The sequence below is a fragment of the Streptomyces sp. ID05-26A genome (genome assembly GCF_033794685.1).
Lineage (GTDB): Bacteria > Actinomycetota > Actinomycetes > Mycobacteriales > Pseudonocardiaceae > Lentzea.
Map to the genome: position 1 here is coordinate 2,434,141 of NZ_JARAYZ010000001.1, position 21,500 is coordinate 2,455,640.

18 protein-coding genes and 1 pseudogene are annotated in these 21,500 nt (G+C 69.2%); 13 read left to right on the forward strand and 6 right to left on the reverse strand.

The features are described 5' to 3' along the window. Position 1: 1 nt before the first annotated feature. From PV646_RS12025 to entS, 3 genes are read right to left on the reverse strand one after another with little or no spacing between them, the layout of a single operon-like run. A complete protein-coding gene (locus PV646_RS12025; protein WP_500341489.1) occupies positions 2-208 on the reverse strand; it encodes an MbtH family protein in 207 nt (68 codons plus the stop codon). Positions 209-258: 50 nt separating this feature from the next. Continuing rightward, a complete protein-coding gene (locus PV646_RS12030) occupies positions 259-1,065 on the reverse strand; it encodes an alpha/beta fold hydrolase (RefSeq protein WP_500341490.1) in 807 nt (268 codons plus the stop codon). Continuing rightward, positions 1,041-2,303, reverse strand: a complete 1,263-nt coding sequence (entS, locus tag PV646_RS12035; protein WP_500341491.1) for an enterobactin transporter EntS — start codon at positions 2,301-2,303, stop codon at positions 1,041-1,043. The genes PV646_RS12030 and entS overlap by 25 nt, the downstream gene beginning before the upstream one ends. Positions 2,304-2,386: 83 nt before the next feature. On the opposite strand from entS, the gene PV646_RS12040 reads away from it, so the two are divergent. From PV646_RS12040 to PV646_RS12050, 3 genes are read left to right on the forward strand one after another with little or no spacing between them, the layout of a single operon-like run. Beyond that, a complete protein-coding gene (locus tag PV646_RS12040) occupies positions 2,387-3,979 on the forward strand; it encodes a (2,3-dihydroxybenzoyl)adenylate synthase (protein WP_500341492.1) in 1,593 nt (530 codons plus the stop codon). Further along, positions 3,976-4,977: a FecCD family ABC transporter permease gene (locus tag PV646_RS12045; protein WP_500341493.1), complete on the forward strand. Its 1,002-nt coding sequence runs from the start codon at positions 3,976-3,978 to the stop codon at positions 4,975-4,977. Before PV646_RS12040 ends, PV646_RS12045 begins: the two co-directional genes overlap by 4 nt. Continuing rightward, a complete protein-coding gene (locus PV646_RS12050; protein ID WP_500341494.1) occupies positions 4,974-5,996 on the forward strand; it encodes a FecCD family ABC transporter permease in 1,023 nt (340 codons plus the stop codon). The genes PV646_RS12045 and PV646_RS12050 overlap by 4 nt, the downstream gene beginning before the upstream one ends. Positions 5,997-6,065: 69 nt before the next feature. Here PV646_RS12050 and PV646_RS12055 read toward each other — a convergent pair whose 3' ends face one another. After that, complete coding sequence (locus PV646_RS12055) at positions 6,066-7,379, reverse strand: salicylate synthase (RefSeq protein WP_500341495.1); 1,314 nt, start codon at positions 7,377-7,379, stop codon at positions 6,066-6,068. Positions 7,380-7,642: 263 nt separating this feature from the next. Here PV646_RS12055 and PV646_RS12060 point away from each other — a divergent pair, with 263 nt between their 5' ends. Genes PV646_RS12060 through PV646_RS12070 form a run of 3 tightly spaced genes read left to right on the forward strand, consistent with a single transcriptional unit; the run spans position 7,643 to position 9,106 of the window. Next, complete coding sequence (locus tag PV646_RS12060) at positions 7,643-7,945, forward strand: YbaB/EbfC family nucleoid-associated protein (protein ID WP_500342369.1); 303 nt, start codon at positions 7,643-7,645, stop codon at positions 7,943-7,945. A 34-nt stretch (positions 7,946-7,979) separates the two neighbouring features. Then, positions 7,980-8,588 carry a recombination mediator RecR gene (gene recR, locus PV646_RS12065; protein ID WP_452255321.1) on the forward strand — a complete coding sequence of 203 codons (609 nt, stop codon included), beginning with the start codon at positions 7,980-7,982 and terminating at the stop codon, positions 8,586-8,588. 41 nt (positions 8,589-8,629) lie between these two features. Next, entirely contained in the window at positions 8,630-9,106 is a 477-nt protein-coding gene (locus PV646_RS12070) for a uridine kinase family protein (protein WP_500341496.1), read from the forward strand. Here the strand turns inward: PV646_RS12070 and PV646_RS12075 are convergent. After that, entirely contained in the window at positions 9,082-12,360 is a 3,279-nt protein-coding gene (locus tag PV646_RS12075) for an AfsR/SARP family transcriptional regulator (protein ID WP_500341497.1), read from the reverse strand. The genes PV646_RS12070 and PV646_RS12075 overlap by 25 nt on opposite strands. 217 nt (positions 12,361-12,577) lie before the next feature. Between PV646_RS12075 and PV646_RS12080 the strand changes: the two genes are divergently transcribed. The 6 genes from PV646_RS12080 to PV646_RS12105 all read left to right on the forward strand — a co-directional run bounded on the left by PV646_RS12080 (position 12,578) and on the right by PV646_RS12105 (position 18,998). Further along, the gene (locus tag PV646_RS12080; RefSeq protein WP_500341498.1) at positions 12,578-14,257 is read left to right on the forward strand and encodes an ABC transporter substrate-binding protein; all 1,680 of its coding nucleotides are present in this window, start codon (positions 12,578-12,580) and stop codon (positions 14,255-14,257) included. A 42-nt stretch (positions 14,258-14,299) separates the two neighbouring features. Further along, positions 14,300-15,304, forward strand: coding sequence for an ABC transporter permease (locus tag PV646_RS12085; RefSeq protein WP_500341499.1), 1,005 nt, complete (start codon positions 14,300-14,302; stop codon positions 15,302-15,304). A 5-nt stretch (positions 15,305-15,309) separates the two neighbouring features. Beyond that, positions 15,310-16,233, forward strand: a complete 924-nt coding sequence (locus tag PV646_RS12090; RefSeq protein WP_500341500.1) for an ABC transporter permease — start codon at positions 15,310-15,312, stop codon at positions 16,231-16,233. A 6-nt stretch (positions 16,234-16,239) separates the two neighbouring features. After that, complete coding sequence (locus tag PV646_RS12095; RefSeq protein ID WP_500341501.1) at positions 16,240-17,238, forward strand: ABC transporter ATP-binding protein; 999 nt, start codon at positions 16,240-16,242, stop codon at positions 17,236-17,238. Continuing rightward, positions 17,235-18,338, forward strand: coding sequence for an ABC transporter ATP-binding protein (locus tag PV646_RS12100; protein ID WP_500341502.1), 1,104 nt, complete (start codon positions 17,235-17,237; stop codon positions 18,336-18,338). The genes PV646_RS12095 and PV646_RS12100 overlap by 4 nt, the downstream gene beginning before the upstream one ends. Before the next feature lie 78 nt (positions 18,339-18,416). Then, positions 18,417-18,998 (forward strand): TetR/AcrR family transcriptional regulator, encoded by a 582-nt coding sequence (locus tag PV646_RS12105; protein WP_500341503.1) that lies wholly within the window; start codon positions 18,417-18,419, stop codon positions 18,996-18,998. A gap of 20 nt (positions 18,999-19,018) precedes the next feature. Here the strand turns inward: PV646_RS12105 and PV646_RS12110 are convergent. After that, positions 19,019-19,438: pseudogene (locus PV646_RS12110) on the reverse strand (DedA family protein); the annotation flags it as partial. Between the two features lie 488 nt (positions 19,439-19,926). On the opposite strand from PV646_RS12110, the gene PV646_RS12115 reads away from it, so the two are divergent. Next, the gene (locus tag PV646_RS12115; protein ID WP_500341504.1) at positions 19,927-21,495 is read left to right on the forward strand and encodes a discoidin domain-containing protein; all 1,569 of its coding nucleotides are present in this window, start codon (positions 19,927-19,929) and stop codon (positions 21,493-21,495) included. Positions 21,496-21,500 lie beyond the last annotated feature (5 nt).

Consider the following 21,500-nt stretch of genomic DNA (forward strand, 5'->3'; position numbering starts at 1 on the left):
CTCAGCGCTCGCCGCGGACGAGGCTGAGCGGACGCATGTCCGTCCAGCTCGACTCGACGTGCGCCAGGCAGGCTTCGCGGGTGTCCTCGCCGAACACGATGCGCCAGCCCTGGGGCACCTCGGCGAACGTGGGCCACAGCGAGAACTGGCCCTCGTCGTTGACCAGCGCGTAGAAACGCCCGTTGTCGTCGTCGAAGGGGTTCGTCACTGCAGCCTCCAGTCAAACGGGTTAACTGAGGCTTACCTTAGTTAGGGTGTCTAACGGTGTCCAGCGGCGAAGAACTCCAGAACTGCGGCGTTGACCACGTCCGGACGCTCCAGGTAGCCGTAATGGCCGCAGTGCTCCAGTTCCACGTACCGGGCACCGGGAATCGCCTCGGCCACCTCCCATGACAGGTGCGGCGGAAGGCGGAGATCGTCCGCGAAACCGATCACCAGACAGGGCACCTGGACGTCCGCGTAAGCGGCCAGCCGGCTCGATTCGAGCGGGATGTCGAGGTCGAGCTGCGCGCGCAGCCCCGGCGTCCACAGGACCGGTGACATCTCGAAGACGTCGAGCCAGTCGGAGACCGCCGCGTCGTCGTTCAGCGTGTGCGGCGACAGGTTGCGCAGCGCGCGGTCGACGGCTTCCTGGCGCGGCGGGATCACGACGCCGGAGTCGACCACCTCCTTCTCCGCCCGCCCCATCGCCGCGCGCAGCACGTCCGGCCGCCCGCGGGTGGCCATCAGCACGGCCTGGGAGACGAGGTCCGGGCGGGACAACGCCAGTTCCGTCACGACCTGGGCGCCCATCGAGGTGCCCACGAGCCGGCACGGGCCGAGCCCCAGGTGCTCGATGAGCCCCGCCGTGTCGGAGACCAGGTCATCGACGGTGAATCCGGGCTCGGCGGGGGAGATTCCCCTGTTGTCGAACGTGATCACGCGGTAGCCGGCCTCGACGAGGGCGGGCACCTGGTGCAGGTGCCACACCCTGCCGGTCGCACCCGCGCCCATCACGAGCACGACGGGTGGGCCGGAACCCGTGTCGTCGTAGGAGAGCGTCACGCCGGGGAGGTCTGCGAACACGCGTCTCCCCGCAGGTTCGCGCGGCGCAGACCGGGCATGGTCAGCGCGACCAGCACGACACCCGCGACGCAGATGACACCGCCCGCCGCGATGCCCAGCCCCGGGCCGAGCAGGCGCGCGGCCAGGCCGGCCTCCGCGCCTCCGACCGCGGGTCCGCTGGTCGCCTGCGCGAGCCACAGGCTGCTCACCCTGCCCTGCAGGCGATCCGGCGTGTGGTGCTGCAACAACGCACGCCGCAGGATCTCGGACGTGGTGTCGGCCGCGCCCGCGACCACCAGGAACGCGAGGCCCAGCCACAGGTGCCCGGACAGGCCGAACGCGGTGATCGCGAGGCCCCACAGCAGCACGGCCCCGATCAGCGCGCGGCCGCTGTGCCGGAAGGTGTTGACCCAGCCGCTGAACAGGCCGCCGATGAACGCGCCCACTGCGGGCGCGGTGTGCAGCAGTCCCACCGCCTCCGGGCCGCCGCCGAACACCTCGGTCGCCATCTGCGGGAACAGCACGTACGGCATCGCGAAGACCATCGCCCACAGATCGATGATCAGCAGCCCGCGCACGATCGCGTTGGTGCGCAGGAACTTCCAGCCCTCGGCGATGGACCGCAGGGGGTGTTCCTTCACCTCGTCGACACCCTCCGGCCGCAGCGCCGGCAGCTTCCAGAGCAGCGCGACACCCACCAGGTAGCCGACCGCGTCGATCGCGAAGCAGGCCGCCACGCCGGGTCCGGCCGCGATCAGACCGGCGACCGACGGGCCGATCATCGCGCCGAACTGGCTCGCCAGCGTCAGCAGCGCGCCCGCGGCCGCGAGGTGCACGGGCCTGACCGTGGACGGGATGGCGGCCATCAGCGCCGATCCGCCGACGCCCGCGACCGAGCCCGCGATGACCGCGGCGACGTAGACGAACCACAGCGACGGCGACGGGAGCGACGCGTTGACCGCGAGAGCGCCGAGCACGACCGCGACGACGACCCTCGAACCGAGGATGAGCTTGCGCCGTTCGTTCCGGTCGGCGAGCACACCGCCGGTCAGCAGGCCGACCAGCAGGGCGGCGCCGAACGCCAGGCCCACCAGGCCGACCTGCACGGACGAGCCGGTGATTTGGTACACGTGCAGGTTGATCGCGACGTTCGTCAGTGCTGTGGTCAGCACGGTCACCGTCTGTGCAGCGAAAACGAGGCGGTATGCCGGGTCCTCGCGCAGTGGTGTGACATCGACGATGAGTTCACCGAGGCGCACGGCACCATCCCTCCAGTATGTCGGCTAGCCTAGCCTAACTTTCTTGCCGTGATCTCAGGGAGTCGACGATGCTGGACGGCTGCGTGCCTTGGCCTGCTGAACTGGCGGAGAGGTACCGGGCGGAGGGGTACTGGGCCGAGCAGACGCTCGACGTGCTGCTGCGTGATGGCGCGCGACAGCACGCGGACCGGACCGCGCTCGTCGCCGCCGACGGCACCCGCTTCACGTGGGCTGAGCTCGACGCGTGGGCCGACCGGATCGCCGCAGGCCTCGTCGCCACGGGTCTGGAGCCCCAGGACCGCGTGCTGGTGCAGCTGCCGAACGTGCCGGAGTTCGTCGCGCTGTTCTTCGGCCTGCTGCGCGCCAGGGTGCTGCCCGTGCTCGCCCTGCCCGCGCACCGCGAGAGCGAGATCGTCCCGCTCTGCGAGCTGAGTGGCGCGGTCGCGTACTTCGTCGCCGAGGACGACGGCGCGGGCTACGACTACCGCGACCTGGCCAGGACCGTGACCAAGGCGGTGCCCTCGGTCCGTCAGGTGTTCGTGGTCGGCGACCCGGCCGAGTTCGCCGCGCTGCCCGAGGCCGACCCGATCGAGCTGCCCGCCGCGGACCCGTTCGAGCCCGCGCTGTTCCTGCTCTCCGGCGGCACGACGGGCACGCCGAAGCTCATTCCCCGCACGCACACCGACTACCTCTACAACGTGCGCGCGAGTGCCGAGGTCTCCGGCTTCACCTCGGACACCGTGTACCTGGTGGCGTTGCCCGCCGCGCACAACTTCGCGCTCGCCTCGCCCGGTCTGCTGGGCGCGATGTCCACCGGCGGCACCGTCGTGCTGGCGCCGGATCCCGCCGCGGACACCGCGTTCGAGCTGATCGAACGCGACGGGGTGACGGTGACCGCAGTCGTGCCGCCGATCGCGTTGCTGTGGATGGACGTCGTCGACTTCATGGACGCCGATCTGTCCACTTTGGAGCTTCTCCAGGTCGGTGGTGCGAAGTTCAACCCCGAGCCCGCCGCGCGTGTGCGTGACGCGTTGGGCTGCGACCTCCAGCAGGTGTTCGGCATGGCGGAGGGCCTGCTGAACTTCACGCGGCTCGACGACACCGACGAACTCAAGACCACCACCCAGGGCGCCCCGCTGTGCCCGGCAGACGAGCTGCTGATCGTCGACGAGGAGGGTGAACCGGTCGCGCCTGGTGAGAGCGGCGAGCTGCTCACCCGCGGCCCGTACACGTTGCGCGGCTACTACCGCGCTGCCGAGCACAACGCGCGCGCGTTCACCGCCGACGGTTTCTACCGGTCCGGTGACGTGGTGCGGCAGCTGCCGTCCGGGCACCTGATCGTCGAGGGCAGGCGCAAGGACCAGATCAACCGCGGCGGCGAGAAGATCCCCGCGGAGGAGCTGGAGAACCACCTGCTCGCGCATCCCGCCGTGCACGACGCCGCCGTCGTCGGCATGCCGGACGAGGTGATGGGCGAACGCACGTGCGCGTTCATCGTCGTCAAGGGAGAGCAGGCACCCACTCTTCGGGAGGTCACGGCGTTCCTGCGGGAACGCGGTGTGGCCGCGTACAAGCTGCCGGACCGGCTCGAGGTGCTGGAGGAGTTCCCGCAGACGAAGGTCGGCAAGGTCTCCAAGGTCGCGCTGGTGCGTCTGCTCACCGGTGAGACCGGGTGAGCGTCCGGACACCTGTGCTGTCCCGTGCCACGGGACTGGTGCTCGGCCTGGTGGCACTCGGGTTCGTGGCGCTGCTGTCGCTCGCGGTGGGCTCGCGGTCGATCCCGCTGTCGACGGTGATCGACGTGCTCGCCTCCCGGGACGGCTCCGATTCGGCGTTCGTCGTGTGGGAGCTGCGGATTCCGCGCACGTTGATCGGTATCGCGGTCGGCGCGGCGCTCGGGGTGGCCGGCGCGCTGATGCAGGCGCTCACCCGCAACCCGCTGGCCGACCCCGGCCTGCTCGGCATCAACGCGGGCGCTTCGGCCGCGGCCGTGCTGGCGATCGGCGTGCTCGGGCTGACGGACCTGCGGGCGTTCGTCTGGTTCGCGTTCGCGGGGGCAGCCGTGGCGGGCACGGTGCTGTACGTGATCGCGGGCAGGACGGGCGCGTCACCGGTGCGGCTCGCGCTGGCGGGTGCGGCGGTGTCGGCCGCCCTGACCGGGTTCACGCAGGCGGTGATCCTGGTCGACCACAACGCGCTCGACCAGATGAGGTTCTGGACCGTGGGCGCGCTGTCACGTGCGGACATGGCGACGCTGACGGACGTCGCGCCGTTCCTGGCGGTGGGGCTGGCACTGGCGGTCCTGCTGGCGCGGCCGTTGAACGCGCTGTCGCTCGGCGACGACGTGGGACGGTCGCTCGGTGCCAATCCGGGCCGGACCCAGCTGCTGACGCTGATCGCGGTGACGCTGCTGGCCGGCGGGGCGACAGCGGCCGTGGGGCCGCTGGTGTTCGTCGGCCTCGTCGCGCCGCACATGGTCCGGGTGATCACCGGGCCCGACGAGCGGTGGGTGGTGGCGTACTGCGCGGTGCTCTCACCGGCGTTGCTGCTGCTGGCCGACGTGCTCGGGCGGGTGATGGCGCGAGAGGAGATCGACGTGGGTGTGGTGACCGCGTTGCTGGGCGGCCCGGTGTTCCTGTTCCTGTTGCGGCGCAACAAGGCGGTCCGCGCATGACGCTGCTGGATCCGGCTCCCGTCGTCGAGCTGGAGCACCCCCGTTCGCAGGCCCGGCGGCGTTCTCTCGTCGTCTCCGCGGTCCTCGTCGCCGCGATCGTGGTCGTCGGCGTGATCGCACTCGGCACCGGGGCGATCTACGTGGCACCTCTCGACGTGGCGCGCACGTTGCTGGGCAACGGCAGTCGCATCACCGACTACGCGGTGCTCGACCTGCGCCTGCCCCGCGTGCTGATCGCGATCGCGGTCGGTGCGGCGCTCGGCATGAGCGGTGTGGTGTTCCAGAGCCTGTCGCGCAACCCGTTGGGCAGCCCGGACATCATCGGCTTCAACTACGGTGCCGCGACCGGCGGTCTGCTCGTCATCCTGGTCTTCGGGGGCAGCCCCGCTGTGGTGTCGTCGGGCGCGCTGGTGGGTGGCCTCGTGACGGCGCTGCTCGTGTACGTGCTCGCGTGGCAGCGCGGTGTGCTCGGGATGCGGCTGGTGCTGACCGGGATCGGTGTCAGCGCGATCCTGCAGGCGGTCAACTTCTACCTGATCGTCAACGCCGGGGTCGCCGACGTGGCGCGCGCGACGGTGTGGCTCACCGGCAGCCTGAACAACCTCGGCTGGCCCCAGTTGTGGCCGGTCCTGATCGCGCTCGTCTTGCTGGTGCCCGCGCTGCTGTTCGGCGTGCGGTGGCTGGAGATGCTGGAGATGGGCGACGAGGTGGCGCAGGGTCTCGGCGTCCCGGTCGAACGTGCACGCGTTTACCTGATCGTCGTCGGCACGGCGGCGTGCGCGGTCGCGACGGCGGCGGCCGGCCCGATCGCGTTCGTGGCCCTGGTCGCACCGCAACTGGCGAAGAGGTTGGTCCGGTCGCACGGTGCGGGGTTGTTGCCCGCGGCCTGGATGGGCGCACTCCTCACGCTGGCAGCGGACTTCGCCGCGCAACGGATCGCCGGCGGCCTGCCCGTCGGTGTGGCGACCGGTGCGCTGGGCGGCGTCTACCTCGCCTGGCTGCTCTGGCGAAAGCCCTGACGCACGGCGACGCCCCCACCGTGAACGGAGGGGGCGTCGCCGTGTGCAAAAGGTTCAGGGTGCGAACGGTCAGGCGGGCACCACGAACGGCGCGACCGAACCCAGCTTCTCGCAGGTCTCCTCGAACTCGCGGTCCGGCGTCGAGTCGACCACGATGCCCGCTCCCGCGCGCAGCCAAGCCTGGTCGCCCTCCTGGTACACCGCGCGCAGCACGAGAGCGGCGTCCAGCGAACCGTCGGCGTCGATCGCGACGACCGCGCCCGAGTAGAGACCGCGGCTGCCGTCCATGCGGGCGATCGCGTCCAGCGACTCGCGCTTCGGGATGCCCGACGCGGTCACCGCGGGGAACACCGCCTCCAGCGCGTCCCACGCCGACCGGTCCTCGGCCAGATCACCGTTGACGAGCGAGGCGAGGTGCTGCACCGAACCCCGCTCCTTGATCCCCATGAAGTCGCCCACGTGCACGGACTCCGGCTTGCAGATCCGGCGCAGTTCCTCCTGCGCGGTCCGCACGGAGACGGCGTGCTCGAAGACCTCCTTCGGGTCGTTCTCCAGCTCTTGGCGTGCCGCCGCGTCCAGCGCGGTGCCCCGGCCGAAAGCACGCGTACCCGCCAGCGGCTGCGTGACGACGTGGCCCTCGCCGTCGACCGACACGACGATCTCGGGGCTGAAGCCCGCGGCCTCGGCGCCGTCCAGGCGCAGCACGAACGACCTCGCCGGGGTGTTGCCGCGGCGGCCGAGTTCGTAGGTGGACACGATGTCGACGGGGAACGGGATGTGCACCGATCGCGACAGGATGACCTTCTGGTACTGGCCCTGACGGATCTCCTTGACCGCCTGCGCGACCCGCTCGCGGTAGTTGGCGTTGTCCGCCGTGATGTCGACCGCGGAGGCCTGCCCGGCGTCCAGTTCGACGTCGGCGGTCAGCAGGTCGCGCACCCGCACGCGATCCGCGGCGTCGACACCGCGGATGACGGCCGCGCCTTCGTCCAGCGTCACCTCGACCCGCGGCACGATCAGCCTGACGACCTCGCCGTCGGGCACGGCGGCACCGCGCAGGGCCAGTCCCGGCACCAGCGAGGCGAAGCCGAAGTTGACCCGGCCGTACGCGCGCCAGCCGGTGACCGGCAGTCCCGCGAGCGCCTCGCGCAGCGCCTGGCCCGGCGAGCCCGACCACGGCCGTTCGGTCACCTCGCCGTCCGCCTCGACCCGGACCCGCCCGGCGTCGAGCGTCACCGTTGCGAGCGCACCACCGGCGAACGTCCAGGTGCCCGCGCGCTCGTACACGACGTAGTCGTCGAATCCGGACCGAGCCAGCCGAGCTACCAGGTCCAGCGGATCCGCCGACCCCGTCGCGATCTCTTCACGGTCGTACTCGGTCACACCTACTCCTCGTCCTTGGGCGCCGGGTCTCGGCGTTGGCCGGCCGGGCAGGCCATAACCAAGGCGATCCTAACCTAAGTAAGGAGACCCTCTACAGGTCCGAATGACCGGACAGAGCCAGATAGATCACATCCCCGCGGGCGTCCCGACCTGCTCGGAGGGTCCGACAAGATCGGAAACCAAGCCCGTAGGCTGGACCCCACCCACGAAACCCCGTGAACACCCACCCGAGAGGACCAGCGGTGCAACCCGGTCAGTTCGACATGCAGGCCCTGCTCCAGCAGGCCCAGTCCATGCAGCAGCAGATGGCAGAAGCCCAGCAGCAGCTGGCCGAAACGCAGATCACCGGCAACGCGGGCAACGGCCTGGTCACCGCCACGGTCACCGGCGGCGGCGAACTGGTGAACCTGGTCATCGACCCGAAGATCGTGGACCCGGAGGACGTGGACACCCTCCAGGACCTGGTCATCGCGGCGATCAAGGACGCGAACACCAAGGCGCAGGAACTCGTGGAGCAGAAGCTCGGCCCGCTGGCCCAGGGCGGCCTCGGCGGCCTGCTGGGCTGAGTGGTCCGCAACAGCCAAGAGATCGGTTGACCAGATGTACGAGGGCCCGGTACAGGACCTGATCGACGAGCTGGGCAGACTTCCGGGCGTTGGCCCGAAAAGCGCGCAGCGGATCGCCTTCCACCTCCTGGCGACGGAGTCGGCCGACATCGAGCGGCTCCAGCACGCACTCCAGAAGGTCAAGGAGGGCGTCGTCTTCTGCGACGTCTGCGGCAACGTCTCGGCCGAGACCACCTGCCGGATCTGCCGGGACCCGAAGCGGGACCTGGCACTGGTCTGCGTGGTCGAGGAACCCAAGGACGTCCAGGCGATCGAGCGCACCAGGGAGTTCAAGGGCCGCTACCACGTCCTGGGTGGCGCGCTCGACCCGTTGAGCGGCGTCGGCCCGGACCAGCTCCGGATCCGGCAGTTGCTCAACCGGATCGGCACGGCCACCAACGGTGTCGACATCTCCGAGGTCATCATCGCCACGGACCCGAACACCGAGGGCGAGGCCACGGCCACCTACCTCGTCAGGATGCTCAGGGACTTCCCGGGCCTCTCCGTCACGCGACTGGCCAGCGGCCTGCCGATGGGCGGCGACCTGGAGTTCGCGGACGAACTGACGCTGGGGCGTGCGCTATCTGGTCGCCGCAGCATGTAGCGACGGCCCCACCGCGGCTGGGCGGCACCCGCCTGGTCGCGGTGGACGGCCCGTCGGGCGCGGGCAAGTCGACGTTCGCGAGGAACCTCGCCGCCGAACTCGACGCCCAGCTCATCAGCACCGACCACTTCGCCACGTGGGACGACCCCACGACGAAGTGGTGGCCACGGCTGCACCAAGCCCTGACGCAAGTGGCCCGTGGCGACACCGCGAGCTACCGGAAAACCGACTGGTCCCCAGGGTTTCCGTGCATCGGAGAAGGCGACGAGGTCGTCCTGACTCCACAAAGGACCATCATCCTGGAAGGCTTCTCCTCGGCCAGGAAAGCGAACACCCGCCTGAGCCTGGCCGTCTTCGTGGACCACGAGGACGAGCGAGAACGCCTGGAGCGCGCGGTCGCGCGAGACGGCGAACACCAACGCGAACACTTCATCCGCTGGCAGCAGTACGAACGAGGCTGGTTCGCGGTCGACGAGACCAGGGCCAGAGCTGACTACGTTGTCACGTCAAGCAGTTGAGCCTGCACCACCGAAGCCTCCGGCGTCCCGATCGCGCTGAACACCTCGAGTGACGTGGACCAGTAGGACCGCGCGGAGGCAGCGTCGCCCAACACGAACGACGCGTCACCGGCCAACTGCAGGGACCGCCCGAACACCCACCGATGCCCGGAGTCCGAGCCGACCGAGGCCGCCCGCAGAGCGCACTCCAACGCGCCGGCGGCATCCGAGGTGTCGAGGTGGGTGCGCCCCAGCACGAGCAACGCCTCCATCTCGGCCAGCCGGAACTGCGACTTCCCGGCCTCGACCAACGCCGCGGTGGCCGTGGCCAGAGCCTCCTCGTACCGGCCGACCGCGCGGTAGGACGAGGCCAACCCGCGACGGGCCGAGCAGATGCCCCACGAATACCCGGTCTCCACCCCGATCGCCAGCGCGGACGAGAACTGCTCCAGCGCCTCCTCGTACCGGCCGCCCCCTTCGAGGGCACGGCCGAGCAGGTTCTGCGCGTCGCAGACGCTCTTGACGTTCTCCAGGTCCTGCGCGATCTGCATGGCGGCGGCAGCTTCGACAGCGGCCTCCTCGTACCGGCCGCGCATGATCAGCGTGATGGCCATGCCCTCGTGCATGGTGTGGCCGAAGTTGCGGGCGGCCGCACGTTCGTACAGCTCGCGTGCGCGCACGAAGTAGTCCTCGCCGAGGTCCGGCTTGCCGCGCCACGCCTGCACCTCGCCCAACGCGCGCATCGAGTTCGCTTGCAGGATCCACGAGTCGAGGCGCTTGCCGTCCTTCAGCGCCTCCTCGAACGTCGACGCGGCCTGGTCGAGCTGGCCGAGCTGCATGTAGACGCCGCCGAGGTTGAACAACGCGTTCGCCAGCAGCTGGGGCGCACCCGCCCGGCGGGCGATCACCAGGGCGCGTTCCAGGTGGTCGGCCGCGTGTTCGAGTTCGCCGAGGTCGATGTAGACGCTGCCCGCGTTGGACAGCGTGGCGGCCTCGGCGGCGGGCAGGTCGATGTGCTCCTGCAGGACGATGGCCTGCTGGTAGTAGCCGAGCGCGTTGCGGTGCTGCCCGGTCACCCAGTACAGCGTGCCCAGGGAGGACAGCATCGCGAGCTGGCCCAGTTCGTCCCGTGGCGCGCGGGCCCCCAGCAACCCGGCCTTGGACGTCTCACGCCACTCCGCCGTCAACGACTGCGTGTAGAAGTAGCCGCGCAGGGCGTCGGCCAGCTGCCACGGCGAGTTCTCCGGATCGCGCTCCACGGTGTGCGCCACCAGCGCGACGAGGTTCGCTCGTTCGACGTCGAGCCAGGTCAGAGCCTCGGTGGAGGTGCTGAACGTCCGGGGCACCACGCCGTCCAACGGTGCCGGGCGCGGGAAGCGGAACAGTGTCGACTTCATCGCCGAGGTGGCGTTGTCGACCGAGCGCACCGCCCAGTCCAGCAGCCGCCGCAACGCGAGCCGCGAGTCCGCGCGGCCCTCCTCGAACGCCAGGCGCTCGGCCGCGTAGTCGCGCAGCAGGTCGTGGAACTGGTAGCGGGACGGCGCGTGGTTCGAGATCAGGTTCGCGGTGGCCAGGCGGTCCAGCCGCCGGCGAGCGTCCTGAGTGGTCAGCCCGGACAGCGCCGCGGCCATCTCGGGGGTGAAGTCCGTGCCGGGAACCAGCGACAGCAACCGGAACATCTGCGCGAGCTCGGGCTTGAGCGCCGTGTAGGACAGGTCGAACGCCGCGTGCACCGCGACCCGTTCGTCGCCCTCGACGGCCAGCGCGGCGAGCCGGTTGCCCGCCCGCAACTCCTCCACGTAGTCCGCGATGGACAGCTCCGGACGCGACACGAGGTTCGCGGCTGCGATACGCAAAGCCAATGGCAGATGCGCGCAGAGGGCCGCCAGCTCCAGCGCCGCGTCCTCCTGGGACGCCACCTCGTCCGCACCCAGGATGCCTGCGAGGAGTGACTTCGTCTCGTGCCAGTCGAGCACGTCGAGCCGCACGTTGGACGCCGCGTGCGAGACGGCCAGGCCGCGCAACGTGTCGCGCGAGGTCACCAGCACCGCGCACCCCGGCGAACCGGGCAGCAGCGGGCGGATCTGCTCGGCGGAGGAGGCGTTGTCCAGGAGCAGCAGAACGCGCTGACCGGTCAACGTGGACCGGAACATCGCCTCCTGCTCGTCCTGGTCCAGCGGCACCTGGTCGGGTTCGGTGCTCAGCGCGCGCAGGAACCGCGGCAGCACGTCGACGGCGCTCAACGGCGGGCCGGGGGCGTATCCGCGCAGGTTGACGTACAGCTGACCGTCCGCGAAGTCCGCTCGCATCCGGTGCGCCGCGTGCACGGCCAGCGCCGTCTTGCCCACGCCCGGCGGCCCGGCCAGCGTCACGACCGGCACGCCCTGCGCGGTCCGCAGCAGGGCCACGATCAGCGACACGGCCTCGTCCCGGCCGACGAAGTCGGGGATGTCCGCGGGCAGTTGCGACGGCACGACCCGCTCGGGCTTCGAGGCCACCGCCGGTGCGCCGGTCGACGCCGTCACCACGTCGATCGACCCGGACAGCACCTGGCCGTGCACGCGCCGCAGCTCGTCGCCGGGGTCGATGCCCAGCTCGTCACCCAGCAACCGGGAAACGCGCTGGTAGGCGGCGAGCGCCTCGCTCTGCCGGCCGGAGCGGTACAGCGCCACCATCAGCTGCGCCCAGAACCGCTCGCGCAACGGGTGTTCGCTGGTCAGGCGCGACAGCTCCGCGACGAGCTCGCCGTGCCGGCCCAGTTCGAGGTCGATCTCGACCCGGCGTTCCAGCACGTGGAGGCGGCGTTCGTCGAGTCGCGGCACCTCGTCGCGGTGCAGGATCTCCGACGGCACGTCGACCAGGGCCGGACCCCGCCACAGGCCGAGCGCGGCGGCGAACGCGGCCGAGGCGGCCTGGAGGTTCCCGGCGGCGCGCTCCTGCTCACCCTGGTCGATCAGGGGTTCGAAGCGCATCAGGTCGATGGTCTTCTCGTCGACGTCGATCAGGTATCCGTCGGGCACGGTCCGGATCGGCACGGACGGTCCGAGCAGCTGTCTGAGACGCATCACATATGTCTGAAGTGTCGCGCGTGCCCGAGCGGGTGGATCTTCACCCCACACGTTGCCGGCGAGTTCGTCCACGGACACCGACGTGCCCGCGCGCAGCAGCAACGACACCAGCAGCGCGCGCTGCCTACCCGCCCTGACCAGCAGAGGTTCGGAGTCGAGGAGGACCTGGAGAGGGCCGAGCACGCGGAACTCGACCAGTCTGCTCATGGGACCTCCTCCGCGTGTCGTTGTTGTTTCTACAGCCTAGGAGAGCGTCCGACGCATCTGCCGTGCTCACGTTGGGTCAGCGGCCGTGCGCCGGACGTATCAGAATGCCTGGTCTAGTGGCCGGATCGTGACCTGAGTAGCCCCGGAGGGGGTATGTACAACGGTTATCGTCGGCGACCACACCGTGAGACGTGCGGATTTCTGCAAGGGGTGTTTGATGGTCCACTCAGTAACGGCTCGCCGCCGTTGGGTCGCCGCGATCGGCTTCCTCAGCGTCAGCGCGCTCGCCCTGTCCGGTTGCGCGCAATCCCAGCGCGACTCAGGCGGCGGCGGCAAGGAAGGCGGGACGCTGACCTTCGGTGCCGCCGGCGCGCCGAAGCTCTTCGACCCGTTCTACGCGACTGACGGCGAGACCTTCCGGGTCTCACGCCAGATGTTCGAGGGCCTGGTCGGCTTCAAGCCGGGTACCGCCGAGGTCGAGCCCGCGCTCGCCACGAAGTACGAGCCCTCCGCGGACGGCAAGACGTGGACGTTCACCCTCAAGGAGGGCGTGAAGTTCCACGACGACACGGCCTTCAACGCCGAGGCCGTCTGCTTCAACTTCAACCGCTGGTACAACCAGAAGGGCGCCGGCACGAGTGACGCCGTCTCCCAGTACTGGCTGGACAACTTCGGCGGCTTCGCGAGCACGCCGGACAAGCCCTCCCTGTTCAAGTCCTGCACGGCCAAGGACGCCAAGACCGCAGTGGTCGAGCTGAACGAGGTCACCTCGCAGTTCCCGTCGGTCCTCGGCTTCACGTCGTTCTCCATCTCCAGCCCCGACGCGCTGAAGAAGTACGACGCGGACAACGTCCAGGCCGCCGGTGACGCGTTCACCTACCCGGCCTACGCGAACGAGCACCCGACCGGCACGGGCCCGTTCAAGTTCAGCAAGTACGACAAGGCCAACAACACCGTGGAGCTCGTGAAGAACGACGCCTACCACGGCACGAAGGCCAAGCTGGACAAGGTCATCTTCAAGATCATCCCGGACGAGACCGCCCGCAAGCAGGCGCTCAAGGCCGGCGACATCGACGGCTACGACCTGCCGAACGCGGCGGACTGGGCCGGTCTGAAGACCGACGGCTTCAACGTCGCGATCCGTCCGGCGTTCAACGTGTTCTACCTGGGCATCAACCAGAAGAACAACCCGAAGCTCGCCGACCTGAAGGTCCGTCAGGCCCTGCAGTACGCGATCAACCGCGAGCAGCTGGTCAAGTCGCAGCTGCCCGAGGGTGCCAAGGTCGCGACGCAGTTCATGCCGGACACCGTCAACGGCTACAACAAGGACCTCAAGGCCGTCCCGTACGACGCCGCCAAGGCGAAGTCGCTGCTGGCCGAGGCCGGTGCGTCCGACCTGACGCTGAAGTTCTACTGGCCGTCCGAGGTCACGCGTCCGTACATGCCGTCCCCGAAGGACCTGTTCGGCGCGATCTCCACGGACCTCCAGGCCGCCGGCATCAAGATCGATGTCGTCACCAAGCCGTGGAACGGTGGCTACCTCACCGACGTCGACAACAGCATCCCGGACCTGTTCCTCCTGGGCTGGACCGGCGACAACGGCACCGCGCACAACTGGGTCGGCACGTTCTTCGGCCGCACCGACAACCGCTTCAACACGGGTGTCTCCCCGTGGGGCGCCACCCTCGCGGCGGACCTGGCCAAGGCCAACTCCGAGCCGAACGAGGCCAACCGCACGAAGCTGTACGAAGAGATCAACAAGAAGATCATGGAAGAGGACCTTCCCGCGATCCCGATCTCGCACTCCCCGCCCGCGCTGGTGTTCAAGTCGGACGTCAAGGGTCTCGTCCCGAGCCCGCTGACCGACGAGAAGTTCGGCCCAGTCTCCAAGGGCTGAGCTGACTAGCTCCCACCACAAGAGAACAACGGGGTAGCTCAAGTGCTCCGCTACACCATTCGACGGCTGGTTCAGCTGGTCGGCGTGGTGCTGGTGCTCTCGCTGCTGCTCTTCGCGTGGATGCGATCTCTCCCAGGAGGGCCGGTTTCGGCCCTCCTGGGAGAGCGCGCTACGCCGGAGTCGCGTGAAGCCCTCACCAAGCAGCTAGGCCTCGATCAGCCGATCTTCGTCCAGTACTTCAAGTTCCTCGGGCGCGCGGCGTCCGGTGACTTCGGCGTCTCCACCGGTGTCCAGCCCGGTGACTCGGCGCTCGACATCTTCGTCCAGCGGTTCCCCGCGACGATCGAACTCAGCTTCTTCGCGATCCTGATCGCGATCGTGGTCGGCGTCCCGCTCGGCTACCTCGCGGCGAAGCGTCGCGGTGGCCTGTTCGACAACTTCAGCGTCATCGGTTCGCTCATCGGTGTCGCCGTGCCGGTGTTCTTCCTGGCCTACGTGCTCAAGGACGTGGCTTCCGAGGCTCTCGGCCTGCCGTCCTTCGGACGCCAGGGTGACATCGACGCCACCCGCGTCACCGGCTTCTTCACCCTCGACGGCCTGCTCACCGGTGAGTTCGACGCGACGCTCGACGCGTTGGAGCACCTGATCCTGCCGGCGATCGCGCTCGCCACGATCCCGTTCGCGGTGATCTTCCGGATCACCAGGGCGGCCGTGCTCGACGTGCTCGACGAGGACTTCGTGCGCACCGCCGAGTCGAAGGGCCTCACCGCATCGGTGATCCGTCGCCGGCACGTGCTGCGGAACTCGATGCTGCCGGTCGTCACGACGATCGGTCTGCAGACCGGTGCGCTACTCTCCGGCGCGGTGCTCACGGAGAAGGTGTTCGTGATCCCCGGTGTCGGCCAGGCGCTCGCCATCGGGTTCGAACGGCGTGACTACCCGGTGCTGCTGCTCCTGATCATCATGGCGACCATCGTCTACGTCGTGGTCAACCTGCTGGTCGACCTCTCGTACGCGCTCATCGACCCGCGCATCAGGACGAGGTGAGCGCAGTGGCACTCGGAGTCTCCAAGAAGGAAAAGATCGACGGCCTCGCCGACACCGCGGGCGTCTCGCTCGCGGCCAGCGCGTGGAAGCGGCTCAAGCGCAGCCCGGTGTTCCTCATCGGCGCGACGATCATCGGCATCTTCGTCGTGCTGTCGGTGCTCGCACCGTGGCTCGCTCCGCACGACCCCGCCGACAAGATGCTGATCGAGCAGGTCGTCAAGGCGCGCAACGAGATCCCGCCCGCTCAGCCCGGCCACCTCCTCGGTGGTGACCTGCAGGGCCGTGACTTCTTCTCGCGCCTGCTGGTCGGCTCGCAGCAGACGTTGATCGTCGGTGTCGGCGCGACCCTGATCGGTCTCACCGGCGGCCTGATCCTGGGCACGCTCGCGGGCGCGATCGGTGGCTGGGTCGACTCGATCGTCATGCGGCTCGTCGACGTCATGCTGTCGCTGCCGTCGCTGCTGCTGGCGTTCTCGATCGCGGCGATGTTCGCTCGTCCCAGCCAGTTCACGGTGATCCTCGCGGTCGCGATCGTGCAGATCCCCGTGTTCGCGCGCCTGCTCAGAGGCTCGATGCTCGCGCAACGGCACAGCGACCACGTGCTGGCGGCAACGGCTCTCGGCGTGAAGAAGGGCTCGATCGTGTTCCGGCACATGCTGCCGAACTCGCTCAGCCCGGTGATCGTGCAGTCGACGCTCGTGCTGGCCACCGCGATCATCGAGGCGGCCGCGCTGTCGTTCCTCGGTCTCGGCAACCCGGACGACCGGATCCCGGAGTGGGGGCAGATGCTCGGCGACGTGCAGAACGTCTTCGACACGCATCCGCACCTCGCCGCGTGGCCCGCGGTCTGCATCATCATCGTCGCGCTCGGCTTCACGCTCATGGGCGAGACCCTGCGCGAAGCCCTCGACCCGAAGAACAGGCGGTGAGTCGTCGTGGCACTGCTCGAAGTACGTGACCTCACCGTCGTGTTCCAGCGCAAGGGCGAGGAACCGTTCCGCGCGGTCGACGGCGTCAGCTTCGACGTCGAGCCCGGCCAGACCGTCGGTCTGGTGGGCGAGTCGGGCTGCGGCAAGTCGGTGACATCGTTGGCGATCATGGGGCTGCTGCCCAAGCGCGGCGCCACGGTCACCGGCACCGTGACGTACGACGGCACGGACCTGCTGAAGCTGTCGGACAAGCAGATGCGCGACAAGCGCGGCAGCGAGCTCGGCATGGTCTTCCAGGACCCGCTGTCGTCGCTCAACCCCGTCGTCCCGATCGGCCTGCAGGTCACCGAGGTGCTCGAACGGCACCGCGGCATGCCCCGCAAGGAAGCGATGGTCGAGGCGAAGAACCTGCTCGACAAGGTCGGCATCCCGGACCCGAACCGCCGGCTCAAGGAGTACCCGCACCAGCTCTCCGGCGGCATGCGGCAGCGCGCGCTCATCGCGATCGCGCTGGCGTGCCGGCCGAAGCTGCTGATCGCGGACGAGCCGACGACGGCGCTGGACGTGACCATCCAGGCCCAGATCCTGTCGCTGATGAAGGAACTGGTGCAGGACCTCGGCACCGCGCTCGTGATGATCACCCACGACCTGGGTGTCGTCGCGGGCCTGTGCGACGAGGTCAACGTGCTGTACGGCGGCAAGGTGGTCGAGAAGGCCATGCGGCACAAGCTCTTCGCCGAGCCGCGCCACCCGTACACGCACGGCCTGCTCGCGTCCATCCCGCGCCTCGACGCGGCACCCGGCGAGAAGCTCACGCCGATCAGGGGGTCCGTCGCGGACAACATCCCGTGGACGAGCGCCTGCGCGTTCGCCCCGAGGTGCCCGAACGCGCTGGACGTGTGCCGCGCGGAGACGCCCGCCGAGGAAGACCAGCTGGGTCGCCTGCTCCGCTGTCACAACCCGGTCGTGCCGGGAACTCCCGCCGCCGAGGAGGTGCCGGTATGAGCGAGACCCTGGTTTCCGTCCAGGACATGAAGGTGCACTTCCCGATCAAGCGGGGCGTGTTCATGGACCGCACCGTCGGCTACGTCTACGCGGTCGACGGCGTCGACCTCGAGATCAAGCGCGGCGAGACGTACGGCCTCGTCGGCGAGTCGGGTTGCGGCAAGTCCACCCTCGGGCGGGCGATGCTGCGGCTCAACGAGCCGACCGCGGGCAGGATGGTGTTCGACGGGCAGGACTTCTCCGCGCTCAAGGGCGAGGAACTGCGCAAGATGCGGCGCCGGATCCAGATGGTGTTCCAGGACCCGCTGTCCTCGCTCGACCCGCGCCAGTCCGTCGAGTCGATCCTGGTCGAGGGCCTGCGGGCGCACGACCTGGACGAGGGCAAGGAGTCCACGGCGAAGCGGCTGCGCGAGCTGCTGTCCGCCGTCGGTCTGCCGTCCACGGCGCTGCGCAAGTACCCGCACGAGTTCTCGGGCGGTCAGCGCCAGCGCATCGGCATCGCGAGGGCCCTCGCGCTCAACCCGGACCTGATCGTCGCCGACGAGCCGGTGTCCGCGCTGGACGTGTCGGTGCAGGCCCAGGTCGTGAACCTGCTGGAGGAGCTCCAGGAGCAGTTCGGCCTGACCTACCTGGTGATCGCGCACGACCTCGCCGTCGTGAAGCACATCTCCGACCGCGTCGGCGTGATGTACCTGGGCGGCCTGGTCGAGGAGGCCACCGCCGAGGACCTCTACGCCGAGCCGCTGCACCCGTACACGCGGGCGCTGCTGTCGGCGATCCCGGTGCCGGACCCCGTCATCGAGGACCGGCGTGAGCGGATCCTGCTCGCGGGCGACCTCCCGTCGCCGGCGAACCCGCCCAGCGGCTGCCGGTTCCACACCCGGTGCCCGTGGCGGCAGGAGACTCGCTGCGACACCGAGCGTCCGGTGCTCCGGGAGCTCAAGCCGGGGCACAAGGTGGCGTGCCACTTCGCCGAGCGGATCCAGTCCGGCGAGATCCAGCCGCACGAGGTGAAGCCGATCCTGGTGGAGGAGGGCGACGGCCTGTCGCCCGACGTGCCGCTGGTCGGACCGGCTTCGGTGACCGAAGCGCTGAGCTGACGGTATTTCGTTGGGAACGGGGCCACCTTTCGAGGTGGCCCCGTTCGTTTCTCCAGGGCGTTGCGCTGTTCTCGTGTGATGGACAGTCGTGGCTCGATCCTCCTTCGTGCGGCGGAGATCGCCTCGGTCGACGGCCTCGAGGGCGTCACGATCGGGCGGCTCGCGATCGAGCTCGGCATGAGCAAGAGCGGGGTGTTCTCGCACTTCGGCGCCAAGGAAGAACTGCAGATCTCGGCTGTGCACGCCGCGGCGGAGATCTTCGCGCGCGAGGTCGTGATGCCCGGCGGTTCGGTGCTGGACCTGACCGACCGCTGGCTCGACTACTCGAAGCGCCGGGTGTTCCCCGGCGGCTGCTTCTTCGTCGTCACGCGCTCGGAGTTCGCCGCCAGGCCGGGCCGGGTGCGCGACGCGTTGATGCTCTTCAACCTGCGCTGGATCTCACTCCTGGAACGGCTCTGCGGCGACGCCCAGATGGCGTTCGAGGTGGACGCACTGCTGGCGGCCGCAGACCGGTTCGCGGTGCTCTACGACGACGCCTCGGCGTACGAGAGAGTGCGGTTGGCGTTGCGCGCACGGATGGCCATGCCGACCGGGATGGAGAGGAGCGTGGCGACGCCGAACGACAACAGCATCGCGAGCCACGCCTCGTCGACGAGCTGACCGCCGATGTACCCGACGGTGGCGGGGTAGAGGCTCCACAGCGCCGACCCGACCGCCGCGACCGGCACGAACCGCCGCAGCGGCCACTTCAGGGCTCCCGTCAGCAACGCCCCGACGATGCCGCCCGCCGGCAGGAACCGCGCCGCGATGAGGATCGTCTCGCCCTTGTTCGCGAGCTGGTCCGCCGTCCACACGACCATCGCCCGCGCCTTCGCGTTCTTGTTGACCTTGTCGAGGGCGCGCATCCCCATCCGGCGTCCTGCGGTAAAGTTGATCAAGTCGCTGACCAGGCAACCGACTGCGGCGACGAGCACCACCAGGTACAGAGGCACCTCACCGGTCGCGGCCAGGACGCCGGCGCCGATGAGCACGGCCTCCGTCGGTGCCAACGGCACGACGGCGACCAGGAACAGCACGACGAGGCTGGCGGCGGTGCTCATGATCGGTGAACGTACGTGACCCAGGTGAACAATCCCGACCTGGGTGTTTCTTCAGCGCGCCCACAGGAAGCCGCACGGGGCTGGGCCGAACGGTCCTGGTCGCTGTCCGAAAGGGCATGACTGACCGGTCCGCGCCGCGAGCCGCCGGTACCGGATCCGGGCCCTCATCGGAGCTGTGGTGGTCGTGGGCGCCGTGTGGCCGGGCGGGTCGGATCAGCCTCTGTGGCCGAGTCCGACGCCTCCCACTAGGTGTGATCCAGGGCATATGCGTTTCGGTGGCCGTCGCCGCCGTGCTGTGGCACGCCGTCCTGGCACGTCGTGACTACCGATGACAGCCCGGCATTTCCACTAGACCTCCGATCTGTCTCGTGTTCTTCCTGGGCTTCTTCCGTTGACCTGCGTGATCGGCCGCCGTTAACGTCCGAACTCAATTGGAAAGCTTGTTTACCAATCCTTCGAGCCGCCGCCCTTTTGCCCAGGAGGACGAAGTGATCAGAAAACGCACCAGAGCCGGTGTCGCTGTGGCCCTGCTCGCGCTCGTGGTCCCCCAGATCGCGGCGTCGGGCACGGCCAACGCGGCTGACTCCCTGCTGTCCGCCAACAAACCCACCACCGTCTCGTCCGTCGAGGCCGAGACCTTCGGCGGCGCCAACGCCGTCGACGGGGACTCGACCACGCGCTGGGCGAGCCTCGAGGGCGTCGATCCGCAGTGGATCGCCGTCGACCTCGGTGGCACCGCCAGCATCACCAAGGTCAAGATCAACTGGGAGGCGGCCTACGCCTCCGAGTACAAGATCCAGACGTCGGCCGACGGTTCGTCGTGGAGCACCAAGAAGACCCTCACCGGTCAGAACGGTGGCATCGACGAGACGAGCGTGACCGCGTCGGGCCGCTACGTGCGGATCTACGGCACCAAGCGCGGCACGGCCTACGGGTACTCGCTCTTCGACCTGGAGGTCTGGGGCAGCGGCTCGGGCGTCGACCCGACGCCGCCGACCGCGCCCGCCGGCCTGACCGCGACCGGCACCACGTCGAGCTCGGTCAGCCTGCAGTGGACCGCCGCGACCGACAACGTCGGTGTGACCGGCTACGACGTCCTGCGCAACGGCAGCGTCGTGGGCACCCCGACGGGCACCACGTTCACCGACACGGGCCTCGCGTCCGGCACGGCGTTCACCTACACCGTCAAGGCCCGTGACGCGGCCGGCAACCTCGGCCCGGCGAGCAACTCGGTGCAGGCGACCACCCTGCCCGCCGCTCCCGGCGACACCATCACCGTCGTCGCCGCCGGTGACATCGCGTCGCTGACGAACACCGAGCACTACGAGACGGCGAGGCTGATCGACCAGATCAAGCCGAACCACGTGCTCACGGTCGGCGACAACCAGTACGACAGCGGCACGCTCGCCGAGTTCAAGGCCCACTACGACAAGTCGTGGGGCAAGTTCAAGAACATCACCCACCCCGCGACCGGCAACCACGAGTGGGAGGACAACCTCAACGGGTACAAGTCCTACTTCGGGGCCCAGGCCTACCCGCAGGGCAAGCCGTACTACAGCTGGGACGCCGGCGACTTCCACTTCGTCTCGTTCGACTCCCAGAAGATGTACGACACGGGTGCCGACTCGACGCAGATGACCTGGCTGAAGGCCGACCTCGCCGCGAACACCAAGGCGTGCGTCGTCGGTTACTGGCACCACCCGCGCTTCAACTCGGGTGAGTACGGCGACAAGTCCAAGATGACGACGGTGTGGAACGCGTTCGCGGACGCCAAGGCCGACCTGGTGCTCAGCGGCCACGACCACCACTACGAGCGTCTCCAGCCGCTCAACAAGAGCGGTTCGGTCGACGTGGCCAACGGCCTGCGCTCGGCGATCATCGGCATCGGCGGCGACTACCTCTACTCCAACGTCAAGCCTCGTGCGGGCGTGGAGAAGTGGTTCGCGGACTCGCACGGCGTCGTGAAGTTCACCCTGTCCGGTCGCTCCTACTCGTGGGAGGTCATCGACACCGCGGGCAAGGTGCGCGACAAGGCCGGTCCTTACAACTGTCGCTAGTCAGT

What these genes read in the sequence shown, in the direction of transcription:
- PV646_RS12105 (WP_500341503.1), top strand. Translation starts at nt 18,417, where the DNA reads ATGGACAGTCGTGGCTCGATCCTCCTTCGTGCGGCGGAGATCGCCTCG.
- PV646_RS12080 (WP_500341498.1), top strand. Translation starts at nt 12,578, where the DNA reads ATGGTCCACTCAGTAACGGCTCGCCGCCGTTGGGTCGCCGCGATCGGC.
- PV646_RS12050 (WP_500341494.1), top strand. Translation starts at nt 4,974, where the DNA reads ATGACGCTGCTGGATCCGGCTCCCGTCGTCGAGCTGGAGCACCCCCGT.
- PV646_RS12060 (WP_500342369.1), top strand. Translation starts at nt 7,643, where the DNA reads ATGCAGGCCCTGCTCCAGCAGGCCCAGTCCATGCAGCAGCAGATGGCA.
- recR (WP_452255321.1), top strand. Translation starts at nt 7,980, where the DNA reads ATGTACGAGGGCCCGGTACAGGACCTGATCGACGAGCTGGGCAGACTT.
- PV646_RS12075 (WP_500341497.1), bottom strand. Translation starts at nt 12,360, where the DNA reads ATGAGCAGACTGGTCGAGTTCCGCGTGCTCGGCCCTCTCCAGGTCCTC.
- PV646_RS12100 (WP_500341502.1), top strand. Translation starts at nt 17,235, where the DNA reads ATGAGCGAGACCCTGGTTTCCGTCCAGGACATGAAGGTGCACTTCCCG.